We start from the raw sequence: 19,871 nt of genomic DNA on the forward strand, positions 1-19,871 counted from the left end.
CTGTTATATGATTATTCACTATTTCTATTCCTTTAGTAATTTAAATGATCTGATTCAAGACTGACCAGTTATTGTAGAGTACTGATATATACAGAGAATATAATATAAACATATTTATCTGATTAGTGCTCTACATGAACAGCATCGAGTATAATCATATTCTTCCATATTTTCTTGGCCTTCTAATAAAAGAAATCGAGTGTTCGAAATGACTATTTTCTATCTGCTATTAGAATAACTTTAATGGCATGGTTAATGAACCTTCTCTTAACTTTAGCAATGTAAGCTTAAAAATATTTTTTCACTTGTGATATTTGATCAGGGTATTAACTGATTAAGATTTTGATAAAAAATTTATATACGCACCCACTTTTAACGATTATGTATATGCTAGAGATAGTTTACTTCCTGACATTCAGTTGATACATTCATTGATACATCTGTATATGTTGCAGAGCCATCTATTGACCACCATTCCATTGTACCACCAGTATATTTCGCCCCACTTGCTGAGATTACATTAGTAAGTAATTTGCTATGATTGTTTTTCAGGTTAAGCACTGCAACTGAGTTTTCATCGTTATGAATATATTTTACCAAAATCACCTCACCGTTTGCACAACTGTAATTAATAAGCATTATATCTGCTCTCCCTCCAGGAAGGCCAAACTCTTGTTCATTCTGTTCACAACCACCTAATGTAATTACCATGATGATTACTGCCATTGTCCTTGTGTACATATTATCATCCTTTAAAATACCATTTGCTCAGATAATGTAATTTAGGCACTGTTCTTTGATATTAATAAGATATTTTGATGGGTAAAATTAAAATTTAATTCCCATCTCTTTGAGTACACATCATTCGAAAATGTGTAATAATCTCAACTATTACAAAATGCATAAAAAAGCCATCCTGTCATTTTATGAGTCATGATTACTTAAAAAACCTAAAAATGACACTCTTAACCTGAGCTCCGTTAATACTTCAATTCCATAAGAAAGTATAATCGAATTATTAATTTATTTCATCTAATACTCGAAAACGTTATGGTAGTTATCGATTTTTTCAGATTGTTCTAGTGAAATACCTAAGTAAAATTTACAAACTTAGTGTTTATCATAGATAAATGAATGTTATCAATCATGTTCTGAGGATCTTAATAAGTTTTATCTTGGGTCCAAGACCACCTGCTCAAAAAATTTACTCAATAGTATGGTCGAGAGTATTGCCATACTCAGTATTTCTACGATTACTCCAACGAAGTGCTTTTCATTTGATTGTCAAAGTGCTTTAATTTTAGGAGGAAGTAGTCAAATACACCAGAAAATTAACGATGAACTTGTTATACTTGCATCCCATATATTTTGGTATTAGTAAATAATACAATTTTATTACTAAAATCACTGACCCTGATTATTTCAGAGTCAGTATTATAATTCGAGTTAATTATCATTTAGATTTGTAGGTTTCTGATCTGTGCTATTAATTTCCCACGAGACTCCAAATTTATAATCCCAAATTTGAGGCGTGAAAATCTCTCTTCCATTCGAGGGGGCGAAAGTAAACTCACTGAATAGTATACGGTCATGAGTAAGATAAAAATCTACTCTACAATAGTCAATATCAAAAGTTAATTTTCCAGATATATATAGAAGTTCTGGTAGTTGTAACGGTGCAGGTATTAAACGTCGGGTATTGGGATACCTCATGAGTACAGGTTGTAGTGCCCATGACGTGTCATAAATACATGTGTAACGCTTGCCTGCAACATCCGTATACTCAACCTCTAACCATTTTGGCTTTCCGTTAAAACAATGAACTCGATACATATCGGCTCGATAACCCAATGTCCTCGTACCAGATAAATCAACGAACTCCTCACAAATAACTTTAGGAGTGATATCACGATACTGCCATTCTCGTGATACATAATATTGATTACGTTTCATAAAAAAACGTAACTTATTAATAGTTAAGACTTTATCTAAATTTTCTTTGTTATCACAAACAACGACGCTTCCGCAATCGTGGTTGCATTTAAGTACAAACTGTTCGGGCAGGGCACTGAAATCAATATCCTCTACTTTACTGTAAACATGCAAAAGATTTACAAGGTATTTATCACCAACAAGTTGTTTAATTCGGTCTCTGGCTTTGTATTTATCTGCAAGTTGGGTAAAAATGGTGGGTTGAGTTACGGAGAGCATACGATACATTATTTTATCATTAAAAGTTTCCGGCGGATCCGTTTTTGGGGAGCGTTTAAAATCCTTTATATATCGTTTATGGCGATACCTTTTATTACTAATGAAGTAGTACCTAATACGCTTTAAAATATACTCTAAATATTTAAGTGTATAATTTACTCTCATGTATTACCTTATTTTTCATAAAAGAATTAATTGCATAAGTTTTTTCAAGCAGCCATGCGTGAAAAATATGAATAACGAAACTATAAATTTACACTCTTATAGATTGATGAAAAATACCAAACTAAGCATGTGATATTTCATTCCAGGAAATTAAAAAAAGCACGTATAAACACCCTTAAGATTTACCACCTCCTTTGAGAACCATTAGTGTTAGTTAAAATGTTTTCGTCAACGATGTGAATATTAACATAATATTAATATCTTCAAGTCGTGAATATAAATCACTTTAACGAAAATATAAATGTCACCCCTTGCCCGATGTCATTTATCTGATGTCCGATCCCAGTACGTAGACGCCAGACATCTTGTGTTCTAGTAATAGGAAATTCGAAAGAAAAATTTGTTTCATGAATAAAGCCAAAGTCTGCATCCCGATATCCACGCCCCCAGAACCCTCCTGTCTGAGACCCAAAAATCATATCAACCTGCCTATTCGCTAACAGGAATTGGTCTTTTAATCTGTACCCCCCCCCCAAATACCGGCACCGACAATATTTCGTTCATCATGAGGTAAACGACTAAGTGAATATTGCATATTCCAAGAGACTTCACTTGAAAGAGTAATTTCATCGCCATTATCAATTGGATAGCGATACTTCCCCCCTAATGAAGGTGACAACAACAAACTTTCAGTTTTCCAGCTAAATAAACCATCACGCTTCAATATCTCTTTTTCAGCAATGGAAACTTCATGAAACTTAGTCATATCTGTCATACGGATAAACCCGAAGCCCAATCCTGCATTCAAAACGAGATGCTCTGAAGGTGCATACTTGATAATTCCACCGGTGCTCACGGAGTAAGCATCCCAACGCAGAGCGATTTTCCCCCCATCCTCAGAAGTTAAACTATCTCCCGCCTTTACCTTAAGGTATCCCCCACGTATCCATCCAGATAAACTGGTCGCTTCTCCAACCTTCAGTTCAGACGTACTTAAGGGGAGTGAATATCTAGAATAATGCACTTTTTCACTCGTCTTAAAAGAAGAAGCATTTATAGCCTGTGTAGAAGAAAGTAACATAATCTTTGAGTAGGTGCCATTAAGGCTACTATCTTCGGCCGAAGCAGCTGTAATCGGTATATAGATTATCGTTACGAGTACGAATCTCAATAGCAGTAAGTGAATTTCACTTACTTTCCATACCATCATGGTTTAAATCCCTTATCAGTAGTATCCGCCCTTTTGGCCAATAAATAATATAGTGTATTCTCAATATGTTCAGCTAATACTGGTTCTGAAATGTAATAACCTTGAAATGCATTTATCCCAATCTTAACAAGCGCATTAAACTTATCTCTGGTATCCACGCCTTCAGCAATACACATGCCATTTGTTAATCGGCAATACTCCACCAGGGACTTAACCAGGCACTCATCATGATGATTATGAATAAAGGTATTAATGATTGAAATATCAATTTTGTAGCCGGTGAATTGCACTTTTCGCACTGGAAAGATAACGCTTCCCTTAGAAAAGCAGTCATCCAAAAGTACAGGAAATCCTGCATCAACCATTTGGTGAATTGAATCCATCGCCTCAATGCAAAAAAAGTCTGTACTCTCGGCAAATTCAAGTACAAGTAGGTCTGTAAACCCATCTTCTTGAAGTTGATTTTTAGCTGTGTACATCATCCGCATGAGTGCCCCCCCTTCAGTCACACAGGCTGGCACATTCACAGAAAAGTAATACTTTCCAGAGAAACGCTTAATTTGCAGTATAGCTTCATTTACAACAAATGCTGTTAATAACATCCACGTTTGCATTGACTGAATTTTTGGTAAAAATTCAGCTGGCATTATTATCTTTCCCATTTTAAACCAGCGAATAAGTATCTCAAAACCTTGTACATTCATATTTCGGTCAACAATCGGTTGAAAAACAGGATACACCTGTTTTCTCCGGATCGCCTGTTCAAATTCAAGTTCATCATTTGATAATTTTAGAACAACCAGCTTGTCATCAAGATCAAATTTACTCTTAGACGAAACCATGAGGTGCCGCGGCTGTAGCCAAGCCAACTCTGGGAGCTCTTTAATAAGCTTTCGATTTCCTGAAAGTCGTTGAGTATACAGTGTTTTAATACTTAGCCCTGTTAGCTGACTTTGCTGTTTAATGCTGACTCCGCATAAGGCACCAAGAACAACTTCAAGCTCCCGGGTTGTTAATCCCCCGGTGTTGTCTTCGTAGCTTAGCTTCTCGCTAATCTGACTAATAAGTAGGGAGGAAGATGAGCCACTATTAATGAGGCCGTTAAACCCTCCCACAGAAATATCCACTGAGGCTGCGCGAATATTCGATAACGCCTCTAAACGTTTTACTTGACATCGTAAGGTTTGAAATAACCATGTAGGTCTAAATCTACTTAAAATGATAGCAGACAACGGCCAAAGGCTTAATCGACACAGCAGTGCTAAATTATGCAGAGTTCTCAGCATAGAAGAAGGTTCATCTTGAAAAAAAACTACAATTTTACTATCTTTTGATATCTCTGGTAAAATTCCCACTATGTCTACGGAGTTAATATTTATAGCAGTGATAATATTACACTTTCGCCATTTTCCATTTGATTTTAATAATGCGCAAAGACCTTCTGCAGTATATCTGCAGGAGGAGATAACATAGTCAACGGTCACTTCATAAGTGTCGGTTGATTTCAATATTTTATTAAGTTCCCCAGATGACATATTAGCTCTCCATCTTAAAACTTGCCTTGACGAAAGACCAAGCATTGATAACTTGAAGATCAAAGACTATCTTTCAGTGAAATTTCTACAGCGCTTGTATGAAAGTAACCAACGAAATATGCATTATTGGATTCGAGTAATTCATGTATATATGATTTTGAATACCATGTATTATTATAAACTCTGCTACAGTAGCATTATTAGTGATAGCAAAAGTAAAACATATTATTAATTTCCTACCCTTGCTCCCACAACGACTTTAACTTCAATTTTATATCTGCGTAATTTCGGGTTTTTCCTTATGTATAAACAGTTTACCATTGCCTATTAGTCACGCCAACAAATGCATCCTTAGTAATTTTTGCATGCATGTTTGACTAAGCATGAGCATATATTTTATATCACCATCTTTTCGGAAATATAATAATCCGTTCAAGACTCGGAATGTTTACCGTGAAATAATCCACAAAATTATCTTACCAAAATTTGTCAGGCAGATTTCATCACTGTTACTTCATCTAGATTATTCCATCAGGCAAGATGTTACTCTCGGTAAATCCGCGCCCTTCACGCATTTAACCTCCTAAATCAACCTATGATACAACACGTGACTAGAACGCCCAGGCAGTCGCGCTTAACTAAATGAGATACACGCCGGGTGACATCGATTGTGCGGAGGAAATTATTACACTTCCTACGGCGTTGGTAATCCCCTGCGGAAACACAACCCAGCCGTCAGATTCTACAGGAAGGGATGATATCCCAGTAAAGCCTAATATAAATTTCAACGTTGCGGTCACAACGACTGTATCTGTATACGTAGCAACAACCGACACAGTTCCTGCAGCTTGCAATGACAGAGATGTCATTAATACTATTGCTGCACATATCCAACCAAGTTTTGCACTCATAACTTATATACCTTAACGAAAACAATTTTATTCCCCCTCACAGAGCTGTCTCCTGATCAAGAGACTTCGCAAGTTTGTAGCCTTCAACGATATCCTGCAGCTTGAACCAGCCTTCCCACATCACTATCCAACCCGCGCGCCCCGTGCGTTTACTGTCATACCAACGCCCCTTTTCGCTTACGCCAGATAGGCCCATTTCAGATTTGGCGCCTTTTGGGGGAACGCTTTTCCTTCCTGTTTAACCCATAATAACCGGGCTCAGCACCTGTTCACAGGACGCCTCAAGCGTCTCTTCACGCAGCCCTCCCTGCCTCAGTGCCAGCACGCGCACCGCGATGAACGCAAGGATCACCATCATCCGCTCCAGGTTATCCCGCGTTTGCATGCGCATTGCTTCGACCTGTGTACCGCCACTTTTCCATGCTTTGTAGTATTCCTCGATCAGCCAGCGCCGTTCGTAATTGCTGATGATCAGTCGCGTCTGTGCTGCATTTTCTACCTGCTCTGAGGTCAGTAAGTGCCAGCAGGCCCCGTCTTCCACGCCTTCGCGACAGCAGATATAGGTCACGGGCAATAAGGTTCCTAATCCGTTCGGATGTTTGATTTGGACCGTACTGTAACTGACGAACATCTGTGCCTGCCGCGCAGCTCGTCCGCCTTTTGGCACCACATTCAGCACGTGGCTGCCTGCCTAGGTCAGGGTATCGGACAGTTCGAAGAGTTTGTTGTCATTCCCTTCGAGCCGGCGGTTTTGTGCCGCACGGACGACGAAGCGTTGGCCCTGACTGATTTTATAATCGAGGTACTGCCAGATATCCGCTTCCCGGTCGCACACTTAGATCACGTTCGATTGCATCTCTCCAAGGCGTTCTGCTGTCAGCTCAGAAGCTCGTTGCCATTTGAAGCTTTCTTTTTCTTCGTAAGGTATTCGCTTACGAAGATGTTTCTTCCCGTAGTCGGCAGTGCCACGGGTCCAGCGTTGCTGTGTGATCAGCCCGACTATGCGGGCAGTGTCAGGCGCATAAAGCAGAACCGAGTGCGCAAGCAGGCCATGAGTTTTTTGCTGGGTGGAGGTATGTCCGAGGTCTTCATACGCGCTGGTGTGGCTAAAGTTGATCGTCGTCGTATCTTCCAGCGCAAGAAGAAGCGGATAGGCCTGAGCAGCTTTGGCCGTTGCAATGAATCCGGCGTCAGGTGTGATATTAGGGTTACGCAGAAGGCGATATGCTCCTTCCACTTCAGCAGGAGAATGGGATGATTTCACGATAGAAAGTCCGGCATGTTGAGCAAGTGAGGTGGCCAGAGTCACGAGACGACGGGTACGGCGTAAATCGCCAAGCGCAGCATGCCCGAAAATCGCTTTAGCCCATGAATAACAATCAGATAGCACCATACTAAAAACCCAGAATGGAGAATAGAAAGAAGATCAACAGAGGAGAAAAAAGTTCAAAAAATCCCCGGCTTTCATGCCGGGGATTTGTGTATAAGAGACAGCTCACACAGAGGGGGCTCGCTGCTTTATGCTGACCAAACCGCTGCATCCATGGACAACACATAAGTATCCGCAGCCACAACTTGTTCTTTTGCAGTGGTAGTGACGTTGATACTCATTGTGACGGCAGTAGTTCCTGTCACAGGTGCCAGCACATACCACTCAGGACTGATTGCATCTTGAACAGCTCCTGCAGCGATACTTACCACTTCCAGTTTGTTAGCGGCATTATTTCTACCGGAAATACTACGTTGAAGGTTATCTGCATTAATAATTGTGCTTGCGCTTGGCGTCCAGCGATAAGCCACACTCGTACCTACAGCCGTTGGAAAAGTAGCGACCGCACTTGCTGTAGCAATTTGTGTGTTAGCAGGCACTTTACCGGCACTTAATCCCGTTGCTGGCGTGATGGAAATTTGCGCACTACCCACTTCCTGGAAAATTACATTCCCTGTACCTGTAACAATTGTTGAGATTGGAGATGCCTGCGCCGTGGTTGCAAGTCCCACAGCAATAAGTGTTAGGGCGGACATAAACTTCATATTTTTAATAATTTTCATTTTTCTCTCATTATTTAAGTGATTACTGCTGTTTGAATAGACCCGGGTTTCGTAGACACTTTTTTGCCTCATAATGGAGGCCTAATGAAGGAGTGTTTATGTCAGTCAAAACGTTCACTGAAGAATTCAAAATTGAAGCCGTAAAACAGATCACTGAGCAGGGGTACCCTGTATCTGAGGTCTCCTCTCGACTTGGTGTATCCACTAATAGTCTTTACGCCTGGGTTAAGCGCTACCAGAAGCCCGAGCCGCAGCGTAAGCAGGACGATGCACTTCAGCATGAAGTAAAGCGCCTCAGGCAAGAACTTAAGCGAGTAACTGAAGAGCGGGATATCTTAAAAAAGGCCGCCGCGTACTTTGCAAGAACGTCAGGCTGAAGTACGCCTTCATTAAAAAAATGTCGTCCTTTTATGCTGTACGCAGGTTATGCCTGGTTCTTGGCCTCCATCACAGCGGTTATTACCAGTGGCTAAAGCGGCCTAAATCTTTGCGTACCCGGCAAGATGAACGGCAAACAGGCTTGATTAAACAACTGTGGCTTGAAAGCGGTACGGTTTACGGCTATCGAAAAATCTGGCTCGATATGAAAGATCTGGGTGAATGCGTCGGACGTAACAGGATCGCGCGCCTGATGAGGCTCGCTGAACTAGCATCTCAGACTGGATACCGAAAACGACTCTATTACGGTGGCGGAAAGCCTTCTTTTGCCAGTCCAAATTACCTTGAACGCCAGTTCGTTGTCCCAACCCCAAATACGCATTGGGTGAGTGACATGACTTATATAAGGACGCATGAGGGTTGGCTGTATCTGGCTGTTGTTCTTGATCTCTTCTCACGCCGGGTTATCGGCTGGAGCATGGGCGCACGAATGACCGCTGAGTTAGTAATGGATGCATTATTGATGGCGGTATGGCGACGTAAACCAACGGCAGAAGTATTAATCCATTCAGATCAGGGCTCTCAATATACGAGCGAAAGATGTCAGCATTTTATGACAGCTCACAATTTAAAAAGCAGCATGAGTCGTCGGGGTAATTGCCATGACAACGCAGTGGCAGAAAGCTTTTTCCAGTTGCTAAAACGGGAACGCATAAAGAAACGGATCTATAAAAATAGGGAAGAAGCGAAGGCGGATATCTTCGATTATGTCGAGATGTTTTATAATGCTAAACGCCGCCACAGTGCCTGTGAGGATCAAGCCCCTGCAGTTTATGAAAGTGCCTGGTTCATGAGGCACGGAACAGTCTAGGAAACTAGGGTCTATTCAGTTCCCACTCACTTCTGTGCCTTCTGGCCTGTATAACTAAGCTTCTTTGATCCCAGCGAATGGAGGATTGCGTCGAGTTCTTCACGCAATACCGGCTGTGAAATGTAATAACCCTGTAATCCGCCCACACCAGCATTAATAAGCTCATGAAATTTATCTGCAGTATCTACGCCTTCAGCAATGCATAACCCTTTTGTCAGCCGACAATATTCGACAAGTGACTTTACAAGATTGGCATCATGCAGATTGTGCATAAATGTATTGACAATAGACATATCAAGTTTATATCCACTGAACTGTATCTGGCGCACTGGAAATATAACGCTTCCACGTGAGAAACAGTCATCGAGTAGAACTCGATGACCTGAATTGGTCATTTGCTTAATAGTGTCGATCGCCGGAGCAAGAAATAAATCTGTTGTTTCCGCAAACTCCAGTACAAGTCGATCAGAGAGTGCGACATCTTGTAATTGATGTTGAGCGGTTTTCATCATCCGCATCAGAGCCCCATTTTCTATCAAAATGGCGGGGACGTTGACGGAAAAATAATACTGACCACGAAACCGCATTATCTGCTGTACGGCTTCGTTGATAACAAATGCTGTCAACAGCACCCACGATTGCGTAACCTTAAGTTCAGGCAGAAATTCTCCCGGCATTAGGATCTTACCTTCCTTAAACCAACGGATAAGGATTTCAAAACCCTGTACGTTCATATGCGGATCTACTATTGGTTGGAACACAGGAAATACCTGCCCGCTATGGACTGCCTGTTCGAACTCTACTTCCTGCGGAGATAAGTGAGAATGAAGTGAAGTAATTACCTTGCCATTCGGACTATAAGAGTGTCGCGGCAATATCCAGCTAAGCTCCGGAAGTTGCTTTATCAATTTACGGCTCCCCGAGAGCCGTTGCGTATAAAGGGTTTTGCTATTGAGTCCGCTAAGCTCACTTTGTTCACGGATACTTAGCCCCATCAACGTACCCAGTAAGATTTCAAGTTCCCTAGTGGTGATCCCGATCATGACCTTTTCGTCTCCCCCCCCCTTTTTACTTATCTGGCGAACAAGTAAAGAAGGCGATGATTCGCTAGAGAGCATGTTGTTAAGCCCCCTCAGGGAAATAATTGCCGACACAACCCGAAGAGCAGATAACGCATCCAGGTTTCTGACCTGGCTTCGTAATGTCTGATATAGCCAGTCCGGTTGAAATCGGCTGATAATTACAACAGGTAATGGCCATGTACTCAGCCGACATATTCGGACAAGACTGCGCAGGGTAAGCAGCATGGCCACGGGTTCATCGGGAACGAACACGACAACCTTACTTTGCGTTGAAACCTCATTTAGAAAGGTTGCCATATCAGAAGGATTAAATAATGAAGGGGTAATAACACGAGGCTTTCTCTTACTCCCGCTACCGCACATAAGAGTACTCAGTCCTCTTGCCGCATATATGCACGAAGAGAAAATATAATCCACGGAGATCGCATCCGCCCTTTTTATATCTTTTGGAATTAGATGGTTACGAACAGTTTTTGAGGACATGTTTCTTCTCTTCGTTACGCTTTGACCTGAATGCTGGCGACAGGGATCCCTGACAACCAGATGCAGAGACATCAGCCACCAAAAATTGACACGATATTAGTAATGAAATTAGAAAATGCTCAACACCGAAGCATATTGAATTGCAACAGCTCCATATAACATGAAGATATAAGATTTGTTGGTACCCTAAATTCGCAGGGAGTCGACCAAGGTTGAACCTAAGAATAACCGTTTACTCGCCCCATACCGCCGCGTCAAGATAGATAACGTACGTATCTGCCGCAACCTGTTGCTTATCCGGTAGCGCCATCAAAACAATGTTCTGCATCTTCGATCTATCCCTTGAGGCATACCAACCAGGATATCCTTCAGATCCTACCGCTGTTGAAAACGTACTGACTGTTAATCTGTTGTCCGCCGATACCCTGCCCATCACCGAGTGTGGTTGGTTCACACTCTGAGACACCGCCCTGCCTGCTCCCGACCACCGCCAGAGAACAGCGCCTCCTATTGAACTAGCACTGGCCAGCGCAATTGATCCCTTGTTTAGTCCTCCTGAGACCAGTAGGCGGGCCGGCGTAACGGTAAGGGTCGTAGTGCCTGTTTCAGTAAACACCACTTTACCCGTGCCGGTGACAGGGTAGAGGACAGGCTCCCCCCACACAGACAGTGGGCTTAGCACCCATCCTAAGCAGGCCAATACTGTCGCTTTATTCATATCACGAGCTCCTTTACTCATTTTTGCACAGCACGTCCGTAACGCGCACCTGCCTTTAATCACGTCGTGAGAAATCCGTATGTGTAGTGCCCTGCGCCTGTTGGCTAACCTGAGCGCGTCCACGGGCGTACAACGTCTCCCCCACGGCATGCTGGACTCTCGCCTGAGCCTGAATACCTGCTTCTGAAGAGCACCCCGCCAGAAGCAGGCAGACAAAATAAGCCTCCCGATATCACACGCGCAGAGTCGTATATTGCTTTTTCCTGAAATGTCTTGTTATCAGAATGACCAGACCGCGGCGTCAATGGCCACCGGGTAGGTCCCGGAATTGAGGGTCTGGGTCTTTCCGGCGGCGGTGACAATATTGCCGCTAACGGACATTACGCCCGCCGGGCAATATCGCCATGCCCCGGAAAGCTGGTGCGTGGCGCATGTTCCAGCGGTCGTTAGGGAGATTTCAATCTTCCTGGTGCTGTCCGTTGCGCTGGTCAAATATCCATTAAGGTAATCTGGTGTGGCATATTGCTGCACCGTGTTTGGATTAAGCCGCCAGGCTACCGTCCCGGCGGTTACACTGGCCGTCCAGGTGCCGAGCACCTGACCGGCGGTGTAACTGCCCGCCACAATATCCTTCTTTGCACTCACCTGCACGCTGGCTTCACCGGTGGCCTGAAGTGCGATGTTCTCGCTGGCGATGGCAACGTCACTGAGAGTTTCAGCATGTGCCATGCCACCTCCGACAAGCGGAGTGAAAAGAGCAAAAATGACGGGAACTGCAATGGTGTTACGCATGCGGAACCTTCCTCTGTTGCGCGGGCAGCACCTGCGGATTAATATCAGAAGGCCCAGGCAGCCAATTCGACGCCAATGGGATAGCGACCTGCAGCAAGCACCTGAGCGGAGGTGGTAGTTATAGTCGAAATCATTGACGTAGTGCCTTGCTCAAAAACAATCCAATCACCGATCACCTGCTGAGGGATAGTTCTTTCTACCATCAATTGAAATTTCAGTTGATTCTTGGAATTCACCACGGAGGTGTCCGTTGACACCCCACTCCCTTTAGAGTTGTAATCCGGATTCACCGCATTTAATGTGCGATTGACCCGAACCGCTAAGGTCCCGGCTGTGACCGAGCCATTCCAGTCCCCTACCTTGAATTGGTTGGGCACGGAGCCTGCCGCCAGATCTTTACGGGCATTGACAGTAACCGAGGCCTGCGACGCGCTCACCACTCTAAATTGAGTCAGGGCGTTGTTAGTCGAGGATATAAGCGCACCCGCAACCGTACTGCCTGAGAAAGTAAACAGTGCCAGCGCCAGTGCGCTTACCGAATAATGGTATGATTTCATGATTCATTCTCCCGGGAATTAGTAGGCAAAGGCCGCAACATCAATACTTATCGGATAACTGCCCGGCGTCAACGCGGACTTTATGTTGAGCAAAAATCCGCTGGTAACCTCAGTGATCCCCTGCGGGCATGAACGCCATAGAGCGCCATCGATGGTTTGTGCTACCGATGTGCTGCAGGGGCCAGTGTTACCACTCGGGTAATTTAGCAATAATTCGATTTTTTTAGTGGCATCGGTACTGTTTTGAGTGCTCGCAACGAGTCCCTCCGAACTTATCGCCGTCATTGGTACTCCCCATTTAAAAGCAACCGAGCCATTGGTTACTTTCGCCGTCCAGGTGCCCACTTGAAACAGTCTCGGATAATCTCCCAAATAGAGGTCGGTTCGTCCGGTGGCGGTGACGGTTGCCTCCGCGGTGTTCAGCACCACCACATTGTCAGATTGTGTTGCCACTTCAGACACAGTAGCTGCCTGTCCGGTTAGCGGAGCCATTGCGGTCAACGCAATTAAAATACCCCTTCGAATCATTTTCATATTTCGCCTACTCACTTGATACTTAATGTTCCCCCCTGTTGTTTAATAAAGGGGGGCATTTAATTAGCCTACGGGATTACGCGACCCACACGGCCGCATCCAGCGATACGGTAAAGGTATCTGCCGCAACGGTTTGTTGCGTTGTGGTTTTCACTGAAATATTCAGCGGGATATTGGCGGCGTTCGCCACATACCAGCCCAGACCTGCCGAATCCAATGTCGCGGGAGCCGTACTTGTCACCTCCAGCTTATTGGACAGATTTGCTTTACCTGAGATGGTACGGGTGAGGGCGTCAGTCCCCACCATGACGCTTGCCGTCGGTGTCCAGCGATAAGCTACGTAGGTGGCTGCCGACCCGCCGGTCAGAATGCTTGCCACCGCCGTTGCAATCTCTGTACCCGCAGTGGTCACGCCTGCCGGTAGTCCGGTTTTTGGAGTCACCACCATGCTGGCGGTGGAAGACTGGTCAAATACCACATCGCCTGTCCCGGTAGCCACACCTGAAACCAGCGCGGCCTGTGCTCCACTTACCGTACCTGCAACCAGAAGAGCAATAGCCGATACGCGTTGAATGTTTTTGATAATACCCATAGTGATTTACTCCTGTTTTTAATGTTTTTGCAACAGACCAGCCCCGTGGAATACGGACACCCTTTCTTTGCAATCGTTAGTTCGGCAACATGCCGGTACTTTTACGCCAGACAGTTTCAAATTTTGATCCCGTCTTACTAATCTTCATCGCCACTCTTACGAATGGCGTCTGAACCGCTAAGTCAATGTCGTTCACGCCCTGGCTTTATTAGCTTAGGGAATCAATACTACCGCCTTCAGCTGCAGTGGCCAGGTGTCGACAGGCAGGTTCTGATTACCGTCCACCTCCACATTAAAAGCGCTGCTGTAATCACCCGTTCGGTGGATAATCCCCTGCCCACGTTCTGTATCTGCCTGCCAGTCGCGCCCGGTCAGACGAATATTCATTCGGTTTTCAGGGTTACGGTTCCCCGCCAGCGTCAAGCGTTGGGGTGCACCGTTTATCGTCCCCTCACTCCAAACTCGAAACCCACTGTGCTCGCCCGTATAAATGACCGTTCCTTGCGCAAGCAATGCCCCATCTGTAAATGCGCCGGCAGTTTGCCCTGTCCTGACCTGTACAGTCAGTTGGGGTGCCTCTGCCCGACTGTCAGTACTCCAAGCTGCAAAAACAGGTAACAGCGCAGCCATCAGGAAATATTTCATCTCGGTTTTCATCGCGATATCCCTCGTACCGCCCGTTAGCGGCACACGTTACGCATTTCATACAGACCGGCCGCCCCTTTATCAGGTGGCAGGGTATAGGTAACACGACACAATCCACCCGACCACTTCACCGATAACTCGCCAGTTTCGGACAAACCTGTCAGATACACCTGTCCCGCATCACCAACCACGCCAGCCCCTACATTCTGATTCTGCAATGTCGCCAGCGCACCATAAGGCACTTCCGTGCCGTTTGCCTGCACCAGTGTCATCAGTGCACGTCCACCGATACGGGTGTTGAACTTCGCCGGAATAACTGCACCCTGCGTTGGGATCACATCGGTATCAGTCTGAGTTATCTCCGCATCCGGTGGTAATTCCGCCGGATTCAGGCTTACCCGGTTGGTCTGATACGGACTCAGGAATGACAGCGTGGTATACCCACGCCAGTCTGTCCGTACACCTGGCCAGCCCCCAACCGACACACCGGAAGCACCCGGCGCGGTCACCAGCGCCACGGTTTCTCCCAGCGGCTGACCAAAGGTCACACCACCGGGATGGACTACTACGCCCCCCGCTGCGTCAACCCCCATCTGTTTCATGGTGCTGTTGTAACTGTAAGAACCACCAACCTGACCGTACCCGCCGGACCAGCCTAAGCGCAGCGCGCTGTTACTCTTGTTGTTGTCCATTCCAGGACGATAGCGTTCGCGAACATCCCAATTCAGACGTCTGTCGAAGGCGCGTCCATTGAGCCCTGCTTCGTGTGTATCACTTCCACTGGAGGGATTCGTCCAGCGATAGGTGGCCATGGTGTTACCACCCAGCCAGCGGTCCAGCGGTACGCTGAAGTAAAGGCTGGTGACACGGTCATTGCGCAGATTACCGCTGCTGTCGGTATTTTTATTTTCTGTCCAGTTCAGAGAAGTCGTCACCCCCCCTAGAAGAATGCTGTAGCCTGCGTTAAACACATTGCTATGTCCCGGACGGTTCCAGTACGTTTGTCGGGACCCCGTCAGGTTTAAATATCCCCAGTCCCCCAGAGACTGACTGACCGTCAGATCTGCACGGGTGCGTCGGCGGTCACTGTTATATGTATTCTGGTCCCGGATATCATCACGCCAGCTATCAAGGACATCAGACAGACTGTTGTAGCCACTGGAGGCATATTGATAACTAGCCAGGGTAAACGTTGTGTCTGTGGCTATAACCTGCTTGCTGTAGCGTGCACGCCACACCTGTCCGGTCTGGGTTTCGTCTTTTCGTCGTTGTCCACGGGTTTGCGTCCCATCCAGTGAAACAGCGCCCCAGTCACCCAGCGAAACCCCAAGTCCCAACGATCCGGCCTGATAATGATTCGCTACCTGCACACCGGTGTAAGCTGTCAGGTTCAGCGGCAGGCCATACATAACCGTTGTCTGATACACCCTGCTCTTATCTACCGCGTTGTTCGCCGGACGATACTGACCCGCCATCATGCTGTATTGCAGATACCCTTCCCGCAGCGCAATCGCAGGTGTCTGATAGGGCACAATGAATTCCTGTTTGCTGCCATCAGTCTCGTAGACGGTCACGAACAGATCGCCACTGGCTCCGCTGGGCGCAAGGTCATTGAGCGCAAACGGACCTGGTGCAACCAGTGCGTTATAAAGTGAGTAACCGTTCTGCTTCACCTCAACACGCGCCTGAGTCCGCGCGATACCTCGTATCACCGGGGCGTAGGAGTACACCCCGCTGGGCACCATACTTTGGTCCGAATTGAGCATTACCCCACGAAACGGCAAACTATCGAAAATGTCACCCGGCGTGCTGCGATCACCCAGAGTCAGGCGACTTTTCATGCTGTTCAACCCACGCTCAGCATAGGTATAGACGTTTTGAAACTTCCCACTTTCCTCTCTGGACTTTTGCCAGGTTGTTGCATTTCGCAACCGCCATGCCCCCATGTTGGCACCTGGTTGCAACTGAATGTATGTCGTACTGGTGTTCTGACTGGCACCGTTGCTTTTATTTTCTGTATTGCTGGTATTCGCCTGCCAGTTGAGCAAAAGAGCGGGTACTCCGTCATTCCATTGTTCCTCGGGCGCTATTCCCTGCCGCCGCGGTCGCATGGAGACCTGAGGAACGAGCAGCGTCAGCGTTTGGCTGTTAAAATTCAAGTCGACCGTTGCCTGTGGGATTACATCCAGTACCGCACAGCCAGCTACCTTATCTCCCGAACCCAACAGGGCGGGAAAATCTTCAACCTTTACGCCATAGCGGGAGAGATCTTCAACGCTCAAACACGGGCTCAATATCGGTTTGCCAGCAGCATTCTTTCCCTGGTTGAAAACAATATCCCGTGAATCTACTTTCTCGCCATTGAGCAACACATCAACCGTATACGTACCAGGTAATTGCCCTCCCTGTTCAAACAGGGAGACATCCACCACCTTGCCTTCACTATCCAGCAGAGTCCCATCAAAGGAATACTCCTTTGCATACCCCTGCCCGGCAAGAAACACTATCCCCACCGCCAGTGGCAGACGTGAATATCTCATTTCTCACTCCTATGCATTTGCACCTGGATCCACGTATCGCATCACTGAAGCGTGGCCTGATAGTCGCTACTATCACCACCGTAATCAGTGATAACTTTCCACGTTACCGGTCCGCTTACTTCGGCAGGAAGTGAGAAAATGCGTTCCCCCATTGGGGGTATGTAGTCAATACCTTCAATGTTACGGCCAGCTACTTTTACTTCCTTCAGGTTCATATAAAACGGGGTTGGGTTAGTCGCTTTTAGCTTGTTACCTTCGCGTTTCCACTTCACTGCACTTGCCACATCAGAGATTTCCCCTTTGAGAGAGGAAGGTCGAACCAAAAGCTTTACGCAGCTGTTAATACGTAACTGCACTTCCAGAGTTGCAACTTTCGGCGCGAGCGACTTGCCGTCTTTATCCTGACCCCAAATATCATCCGGTTTCGGCGGTACACCGGTGACACATAACCATTTCATCGTCTCTCGGTCAGTCGCAAAATCCCCTCCGGTACGTACGATGCGGATCCGACTTTGTTGGTTGCCATCTAGACGAAACAGCGGGGGTGTCACAACAAAGGGGGCTTTACTTTGTTTGTCTTCACCGTAAACCTGTGATTGCACCAAAATTGGGTAGTCCTGCGGATTAATGACTGAAAGCGTTGCACCGGCAGAATCCGGATTAAAAATGACACGAGTTGCTCCCAGTTTTACTGAAAATGATTTTGTTTCCGTGTGGATTTTTTGTGCGCTTTCTTCACTGGCAACGCTACTAGACATCAGTACCATTGTCGTACACATAGCTACCGCACTTGTTCTTATGAACACATTCACCTCACCAGTTATCTTGACACCAATGTTCCGTGCGTTCTGTTGCATTCTGTTACATGCATTAACACTTAGGACCATTTTGACTACATAAGTGAATTAATCTGTTACAATGGATTAGTTTGGAATAATTTGCTGTAACGTTGGATTATAAGTGAATATTAAGAATAAAAACCTGCATGCATATGCAATAATACATCGCGGAGATATGAACAAAAATTGGGAGGGGTGTGAAGTTAACCCAAAAAAGGGAAGAATCCTAAAGGTGTGGATGAAAAATATTCCTAAATATCAATTAGTAAAAATATATATGGCAGGAAGGAGATGAGTTAGATGGAAAGTGAAATGAGTTGTAATTATGATTATGGTCAGTTTGGTCCTAACTGTAACTCTTTAAACTTCAACTTTGATTGCCATATTCCCTCAAATCTCCCTGCATTACTTGCTGTATACCCAACTGTATGTCGGATGTTACGGTGACCTAGATAATCCTGTATAAGTCTTGTATCAACTCCCCTATCTGCCAGAGCATACCCACATGCATGTCGCAACATATGAGGATGACAAACTACTGAGACGCCGCCTTTTTCGCCCAACTCACGAATTAATTGGTAGATCCTTTGCCTACTCAAAGGTCCACCGCTTCTCGAAATGAATAGCCAATCTCTGTCTGAATATGCCATCAGGCTGCGTACATTTAGCCATCTCTCTATGAGTGTTATTTCGTCTGACAGTAATGGATGTGTTGTGCTAAATCCATGTTTAAGACGATGGATATGTAAATATCCATCTTTCAATCCCAGATCTGACAAGCGTAGATTTCTCATTTCACTAACACGAAGTCCATGGACAAAGCTCATGTAGATCATGCAGTAGTTACGTTCTGGGTGTCTGCACTGTTTGGTTGCCTCTAATATGCTTTGAATTTCTAATAGGCTTAGATATTTCCTTTTTATAGACATAGTAAACCCTCAATTTAGACAGATCTGATAGTATGAATTACTTCGTTAATGACATAAGTCCCTCTAGCTTCAATGAATTAGGTCGTTCTAATTTTAAGCCAAACATAATTCAAGAATCACTCTACTTACAATTAATTCAAGCATCAGTCAATGAGATTAAATCTTAAAAGTTCATTAAGACTTACATAGAACATAGAAGTAAAATCAGATGAAGTATATATTAAGCATATAAATCCACTAACAATGGTAAAATTTAAAAGTCAATTTCAAACATGAAAAGTTATAATTCTATTCACTTTACATAAACCAAGAAAATTCTTAGTGTAATTTCTTAACATTGCAAGTAAGTAGCACTCATTTAATGAATATTCTGGACATTTGAATTATGACGTGTTGATAATCATTTTTATTTTAAAAATAGAATGTAATAAAAATGGAACGTAAAATTCAGTTTTGGAAAATTTTCATTATAGCTTTATTTTGTATGGAAACTTCGGGATGTAACTTACTGAATAACGAAGTTATCTACCCCCCCCCCTACATTGGCATACCAATAGAAATAAGCACTTTCGAAGTCAAAGGGCTTAAATTCGTTGAAACCGTACGTTTTACTGGTATCTCTGCAATGCAGAAGCTCATCGATTACACAAATCAACATAACAATCGATATTTTGTCGTGATATATAATTTAAATTCTAAAGCTAGTAATGAAAAAAAGATTTCAGCAATGATTTATAAATAGAATTAGATGCTATCCTCAAAATCAGTCGTAGTGTACGCAGGGCTTTGTTGCTACTTTGGCTCATCTGCGTTCTGTCGGTTTTTAT

16 protein-coding genes and 1 pseudogene are annotated in these 19,871 nt (G+C 44.8%); 2 read left to right on the forward strand and 15 right to left on the reverse strand.

The genetic code is table 11. The features are described 5' to 3' along the window. Positions 1-390: 390 nt before the first annotated feature. The 6 genes and pseudogenes from ACQZQY_RS00485 to ACQZQY_RS00510 form a co-directional block, all read right to left on the reverse strand. Complete coding sequence (locus ACQZQY_RS00485; protein ID WP_431295596.1) at positions 391-741, reverse strand: MliC family protein; 351 nt, start codon at positions 739-741, stop codon at positions 391-393. Positions 742-1,446: 705 nt separating this feature from the next. Then, entirely contained in the window at positions 1,447-2,220 is a 774-nt protein-coding gene (locus ACQZQY_RS00490) for an ATP-grasp fold amidoligase family protein (RefSeq protein WP_431295597.1), read from the reverse strand. Positions 2,221-2,890: 670 nt separating this feature from the next. Next, complete coding sequence (locus ACQZQY_RS00495; RefSeq protein ID WP_431295598.1) at positions 2,891-3,586, reverse strand: hypothetical protein; 696 nt, start codon at positions 3,584-3,586, stop codon at positions 2,891-2,893. Further along, positions 3,583-5,121: an EAL domain-containing protein gene (locus ACQZQY_RS00500; RefSeq protein WP_431295599.1), complete on the reverse strand. Its 1,539-nt coding sequence runs from the start codon at positions 5,119-5,121 to the stop codon at positions 3,583-3,585. The genes ACQZQY_RS00495 and ACQZQY_RS00500 overlap by 4 nt, the downstream gene beginning before the upstream one ends. 948 nt (positions 5,122-6,069) lie before the next feature. Further along, positions 6,070-7,425 (reverse strand): annotated as a pseudogene (locus tag ACQZQY_RS00505) (IS4 family transposase). A gap of 125 nt (positions 7,426-7,550) precedes the next feature. Then, positions 7,551-8,084 carry a hypothetical protein gene (locus ACQZQY_RS00510; protein ID WP_431295600.1) on the reverse strand — a complete coding sequence of 178 codons (534 nt, stop codon included), beginning with the start codon at positions 8,082-8,084 and terminating at the stop codon, positions 7,551-7,553. 98 nt (positions 8,085-8,182) lie between these two features. On the opposite strand from ACQZQY_RS00510, the gene ACQZQY_RS00515 reads away from it, so the two are divergent. Then, positions 8,183-9,333 (forward strand): IS3 family transposase gene (locus ACQZQY_RS00515; RefSeq protein WP_431295601.1). Its coding sequence is split into 2 segments (ribosomal slippage): positions 8,183-8,417 and positions 8,417-9,333, totalling 1,152 coding nucleotides; the frame shifts between segments, so codons are not numbered across the junction. Positions 9,334-9,359: 26 nt separating this feature from the next. Here the strand turns inward: ACQZQY_RS00515 and ACQZQY_RS00520 are convergent. The 9 genes from ACQZQY_RS00520 to ACQZQY_RS00560 form a co-directional block, all read right to left on the reverse strand. After that, positions 9,360-10,898: an EAL domain-containing protein gene (locus ACQZQY_RS00520; protein WP_431295602.1), complete on the reverse strand. Its 1,539-nt coding sequence runs from the start codon at positions 10,896-10,898 to the stop codon at positions 9,360-9,362. Between the two features lie 997 nt (positions 10,899-11,895). Then, positions 11,896-12,345, reverse strand: a complete 450-nt coding sequence (locus ACQZQY_RS00525) for a hypothetical protein (RefSeq protein WP_431295603.1) — start codon at positions 12,343-12,345, stop codon at positions 11,896-11,898. Positions 12,346-12,452: 107 nt separating this feature from the next. Next, positions 12,453-12,965, reverse strand: a complete 513-nt coding sequence (locus ACQZQY_RS00530) for a hypothetical protein (RefSeq protein ID WP_431295604.1) — start codon at positions 12,963-12,965, stop codon at positions 12,453-12,455. Between the two features lie 18 nt (positions 12,966-12,983). After that, the gene (locus tag ACQZQY_RS00535) at positions 12,984-13,499 is read right to left on the reverse strand and encodes a hypothetical protein (RefSeq protein WP_431295605.1); all 516 of its coding nucleotides are present in this window, start codon (positions 13,497-13,499) and stop codon (positions 12,984-12,986) included. A gap of 76 nt (positions 13,500-13,575) precedes the next feature. Beyond that, entirely contained in the window at positions 13,576-14,091 is a 516-nt protein-coding gene (locus tag ACQZQY_RS00540; protein ID WP_431295606.1) for a hypothetical protein, read from the reverse strand. 213 nt (positions 14,092-14,304) lie between these two features. Continuing rightward, positions 14,305-14,748, reverse strand: a complete 444-nt coding sequence (gene afaD / locus ACQZQY_RS00545) for an AfaD family invasin (RefSeq protein ID WP_431295607.1) — start codon at positions 14,746-14,748, stop codon at positions 14,305-14,307. 23 nt (positions 14,749-14,771) lie between these two features. Further along, entirely contained in the window at positions 14,772-17,276 is a 2,505-nt protein-coding gene (locus ACQZQY_RS00550) for a fimbria/pilus outer membrane usher protein (RefSeq protein ID WP_431295608.1), read from the reverse strand. Between the two features lie 41 nt (positions 17,277-17,317). Next, positions 17,318-18,133, reverse strand: a complete 816-nt coding sequence (locus ACQZQY_RS00555; RefSeq protein ID WP_431295609.1) for a fimbria/pilus periplasmic chaperone — start codon at positions 18,131-18,133, stop codon at positions 17,318-17,320. Between the two features lie 317 nt (positions 18,134-18,450). Beyond that, complete coding sequence (locus ACQZQY_RS00560) at positions 18,451-19,044, reverse strand: tyrosine-type DNA invertase (protein ID WP_431295610.1); 594 nt, start codon at positions 19,042-19,044, stop codon at positions 18,451-18,453. Between the two features lie 433 nt (positions 19,045-19,477). Here ACQZQY_RS00560 and ACQZQY_RS00565 point away from each other — a divergent pair, with 433 nt between their 5' ends. Then, complete coding sequence (locus ACQZQY_RS00565) at positions 19,478-19,786, forward strand: hypothetical protein (protein ID WP_431295611.1); 309 nt, start codon at positions 19,478-19,480, stop codon at positions 19,784-19,786. The last annotated feature ends 85 nt before the right edge of the window (positions 19,787-19,871 follow it).

The sequence above is a fragment of the Rahnella sp. PAMC25559 genome (assembly GCF_050632365.1).
GTDB lineage: Bacteria > Pseudomonadota > Gammaproteobacteria > Enterobacterales > Enterobacteriaceae > Rahnella > Rahnella rivi.

Bases quoted from the DNA above. Each gene is read 5' to 3' on its own strand.
- ACQZQY_RS00490 (WP_431295597.1), bottom strand. From the start codon at position 2,220: ATGTATCGTATGCTCTCCGTAACTCAACCCACCATTTTTACCCAACTT.
- ACQZQY_RS00560 (WP_431295610.1), bottom strand. From the start codon at position 19,044: ATGTCTATAAAAAGGAAATATCTAAGCCTATTAGAAATTCAAAGCATA.
- ACQZQY_RS00550 (WP_431295608.1), bottom strand. From the start codon at position 17,276: ATGAGATATTCACGTCTGCCACTGGCGGTGGGGATAGTGTTTCTTGCC.
- ACQZQY_RS00495 (WP_431295598.1), bottom strand. From the start codon at position 3,586: ATGATGGTATGGAAAGTAAGTGAAATTCACTTACTGCTATTGAGATTC.
- ACQZQY_RS00555 (WP_431295609.1), bottom strand. From the start codon at position 18,133: ATGCAACAGAACGCACGGAACATTGGTGTCAAGATAACTGGTGAGGTG.
- ACQZQY_RS00500 (WP_431295599.1), bottom strand. From the start codon at position 5,121: ATGTCATCTGGGGAACTTAATAAAATATTGAAATCAACCGACACTTAT.
- ACQZQY_RS00525 (WP_431295603.1), bottom strand. From the start codon at position 12,345: ATGGCACATGCTGAAACTCTCAGTGACGTTGCCATCGCCAGCGAGAAC.
- ACQZQY_RS00520 (WP_431295602.1), bottom strand. From the start codon at position 10,898: ATGTCCTCAAAAACTGTTCGTAACCATCTAATTCCAAAAGATATAAAA.
- ACQZQY_RS00510 (WP_431295600.1), bottom strand. From the start codon at position 8,084: ATGAAAATTATTAAAAATATGAAGTTTATGTCCGCCCTAACACTTATT.
- ACQZQY_RS00535 (WP_431295605.1), bottom strand. From the start codon at position 13,499: ATGAAAATGATTCGAAGGGGTATTTTAATTGCGTTGACCGCAATGGCT.
- ACQZQY_RS00540 (WP_431295606.1), bottom strand. From the start codon at position 14,091: ATGGGTATTATCAAAAACATTCAACGCGTATCGGCTATTGCTCTTCTG.
- ACQZQY_RS00530 (WP_431295604.1), bottom strand. From the start codon at position 12,965: ATGAAATCATACCATTATTCGGTAAGCGCACTGGCGCTGGCACTGTTT.
- afaD (WP_431295607.1), bottom strand. From the start codon at position 14,748: ATGAAAACCGAGATGAAATATTTCCTGATGGCTGCGCTGTTACCTGTT.
- ACQZQY_RS00485 (WP_431295596.1), bottom strand. From the start codon at position 741: ATGTACACAAGGACAATGGCAGTAATCATCATGGTAATTACATTAGGT.
- ACQZQY_RS00565 (WP_431295611.1), top strand. From the start codon at position 19,478: ATGGAACGTAAAATTCAGTTTTGGAAAATTTTCATTATAGCTTTATTT.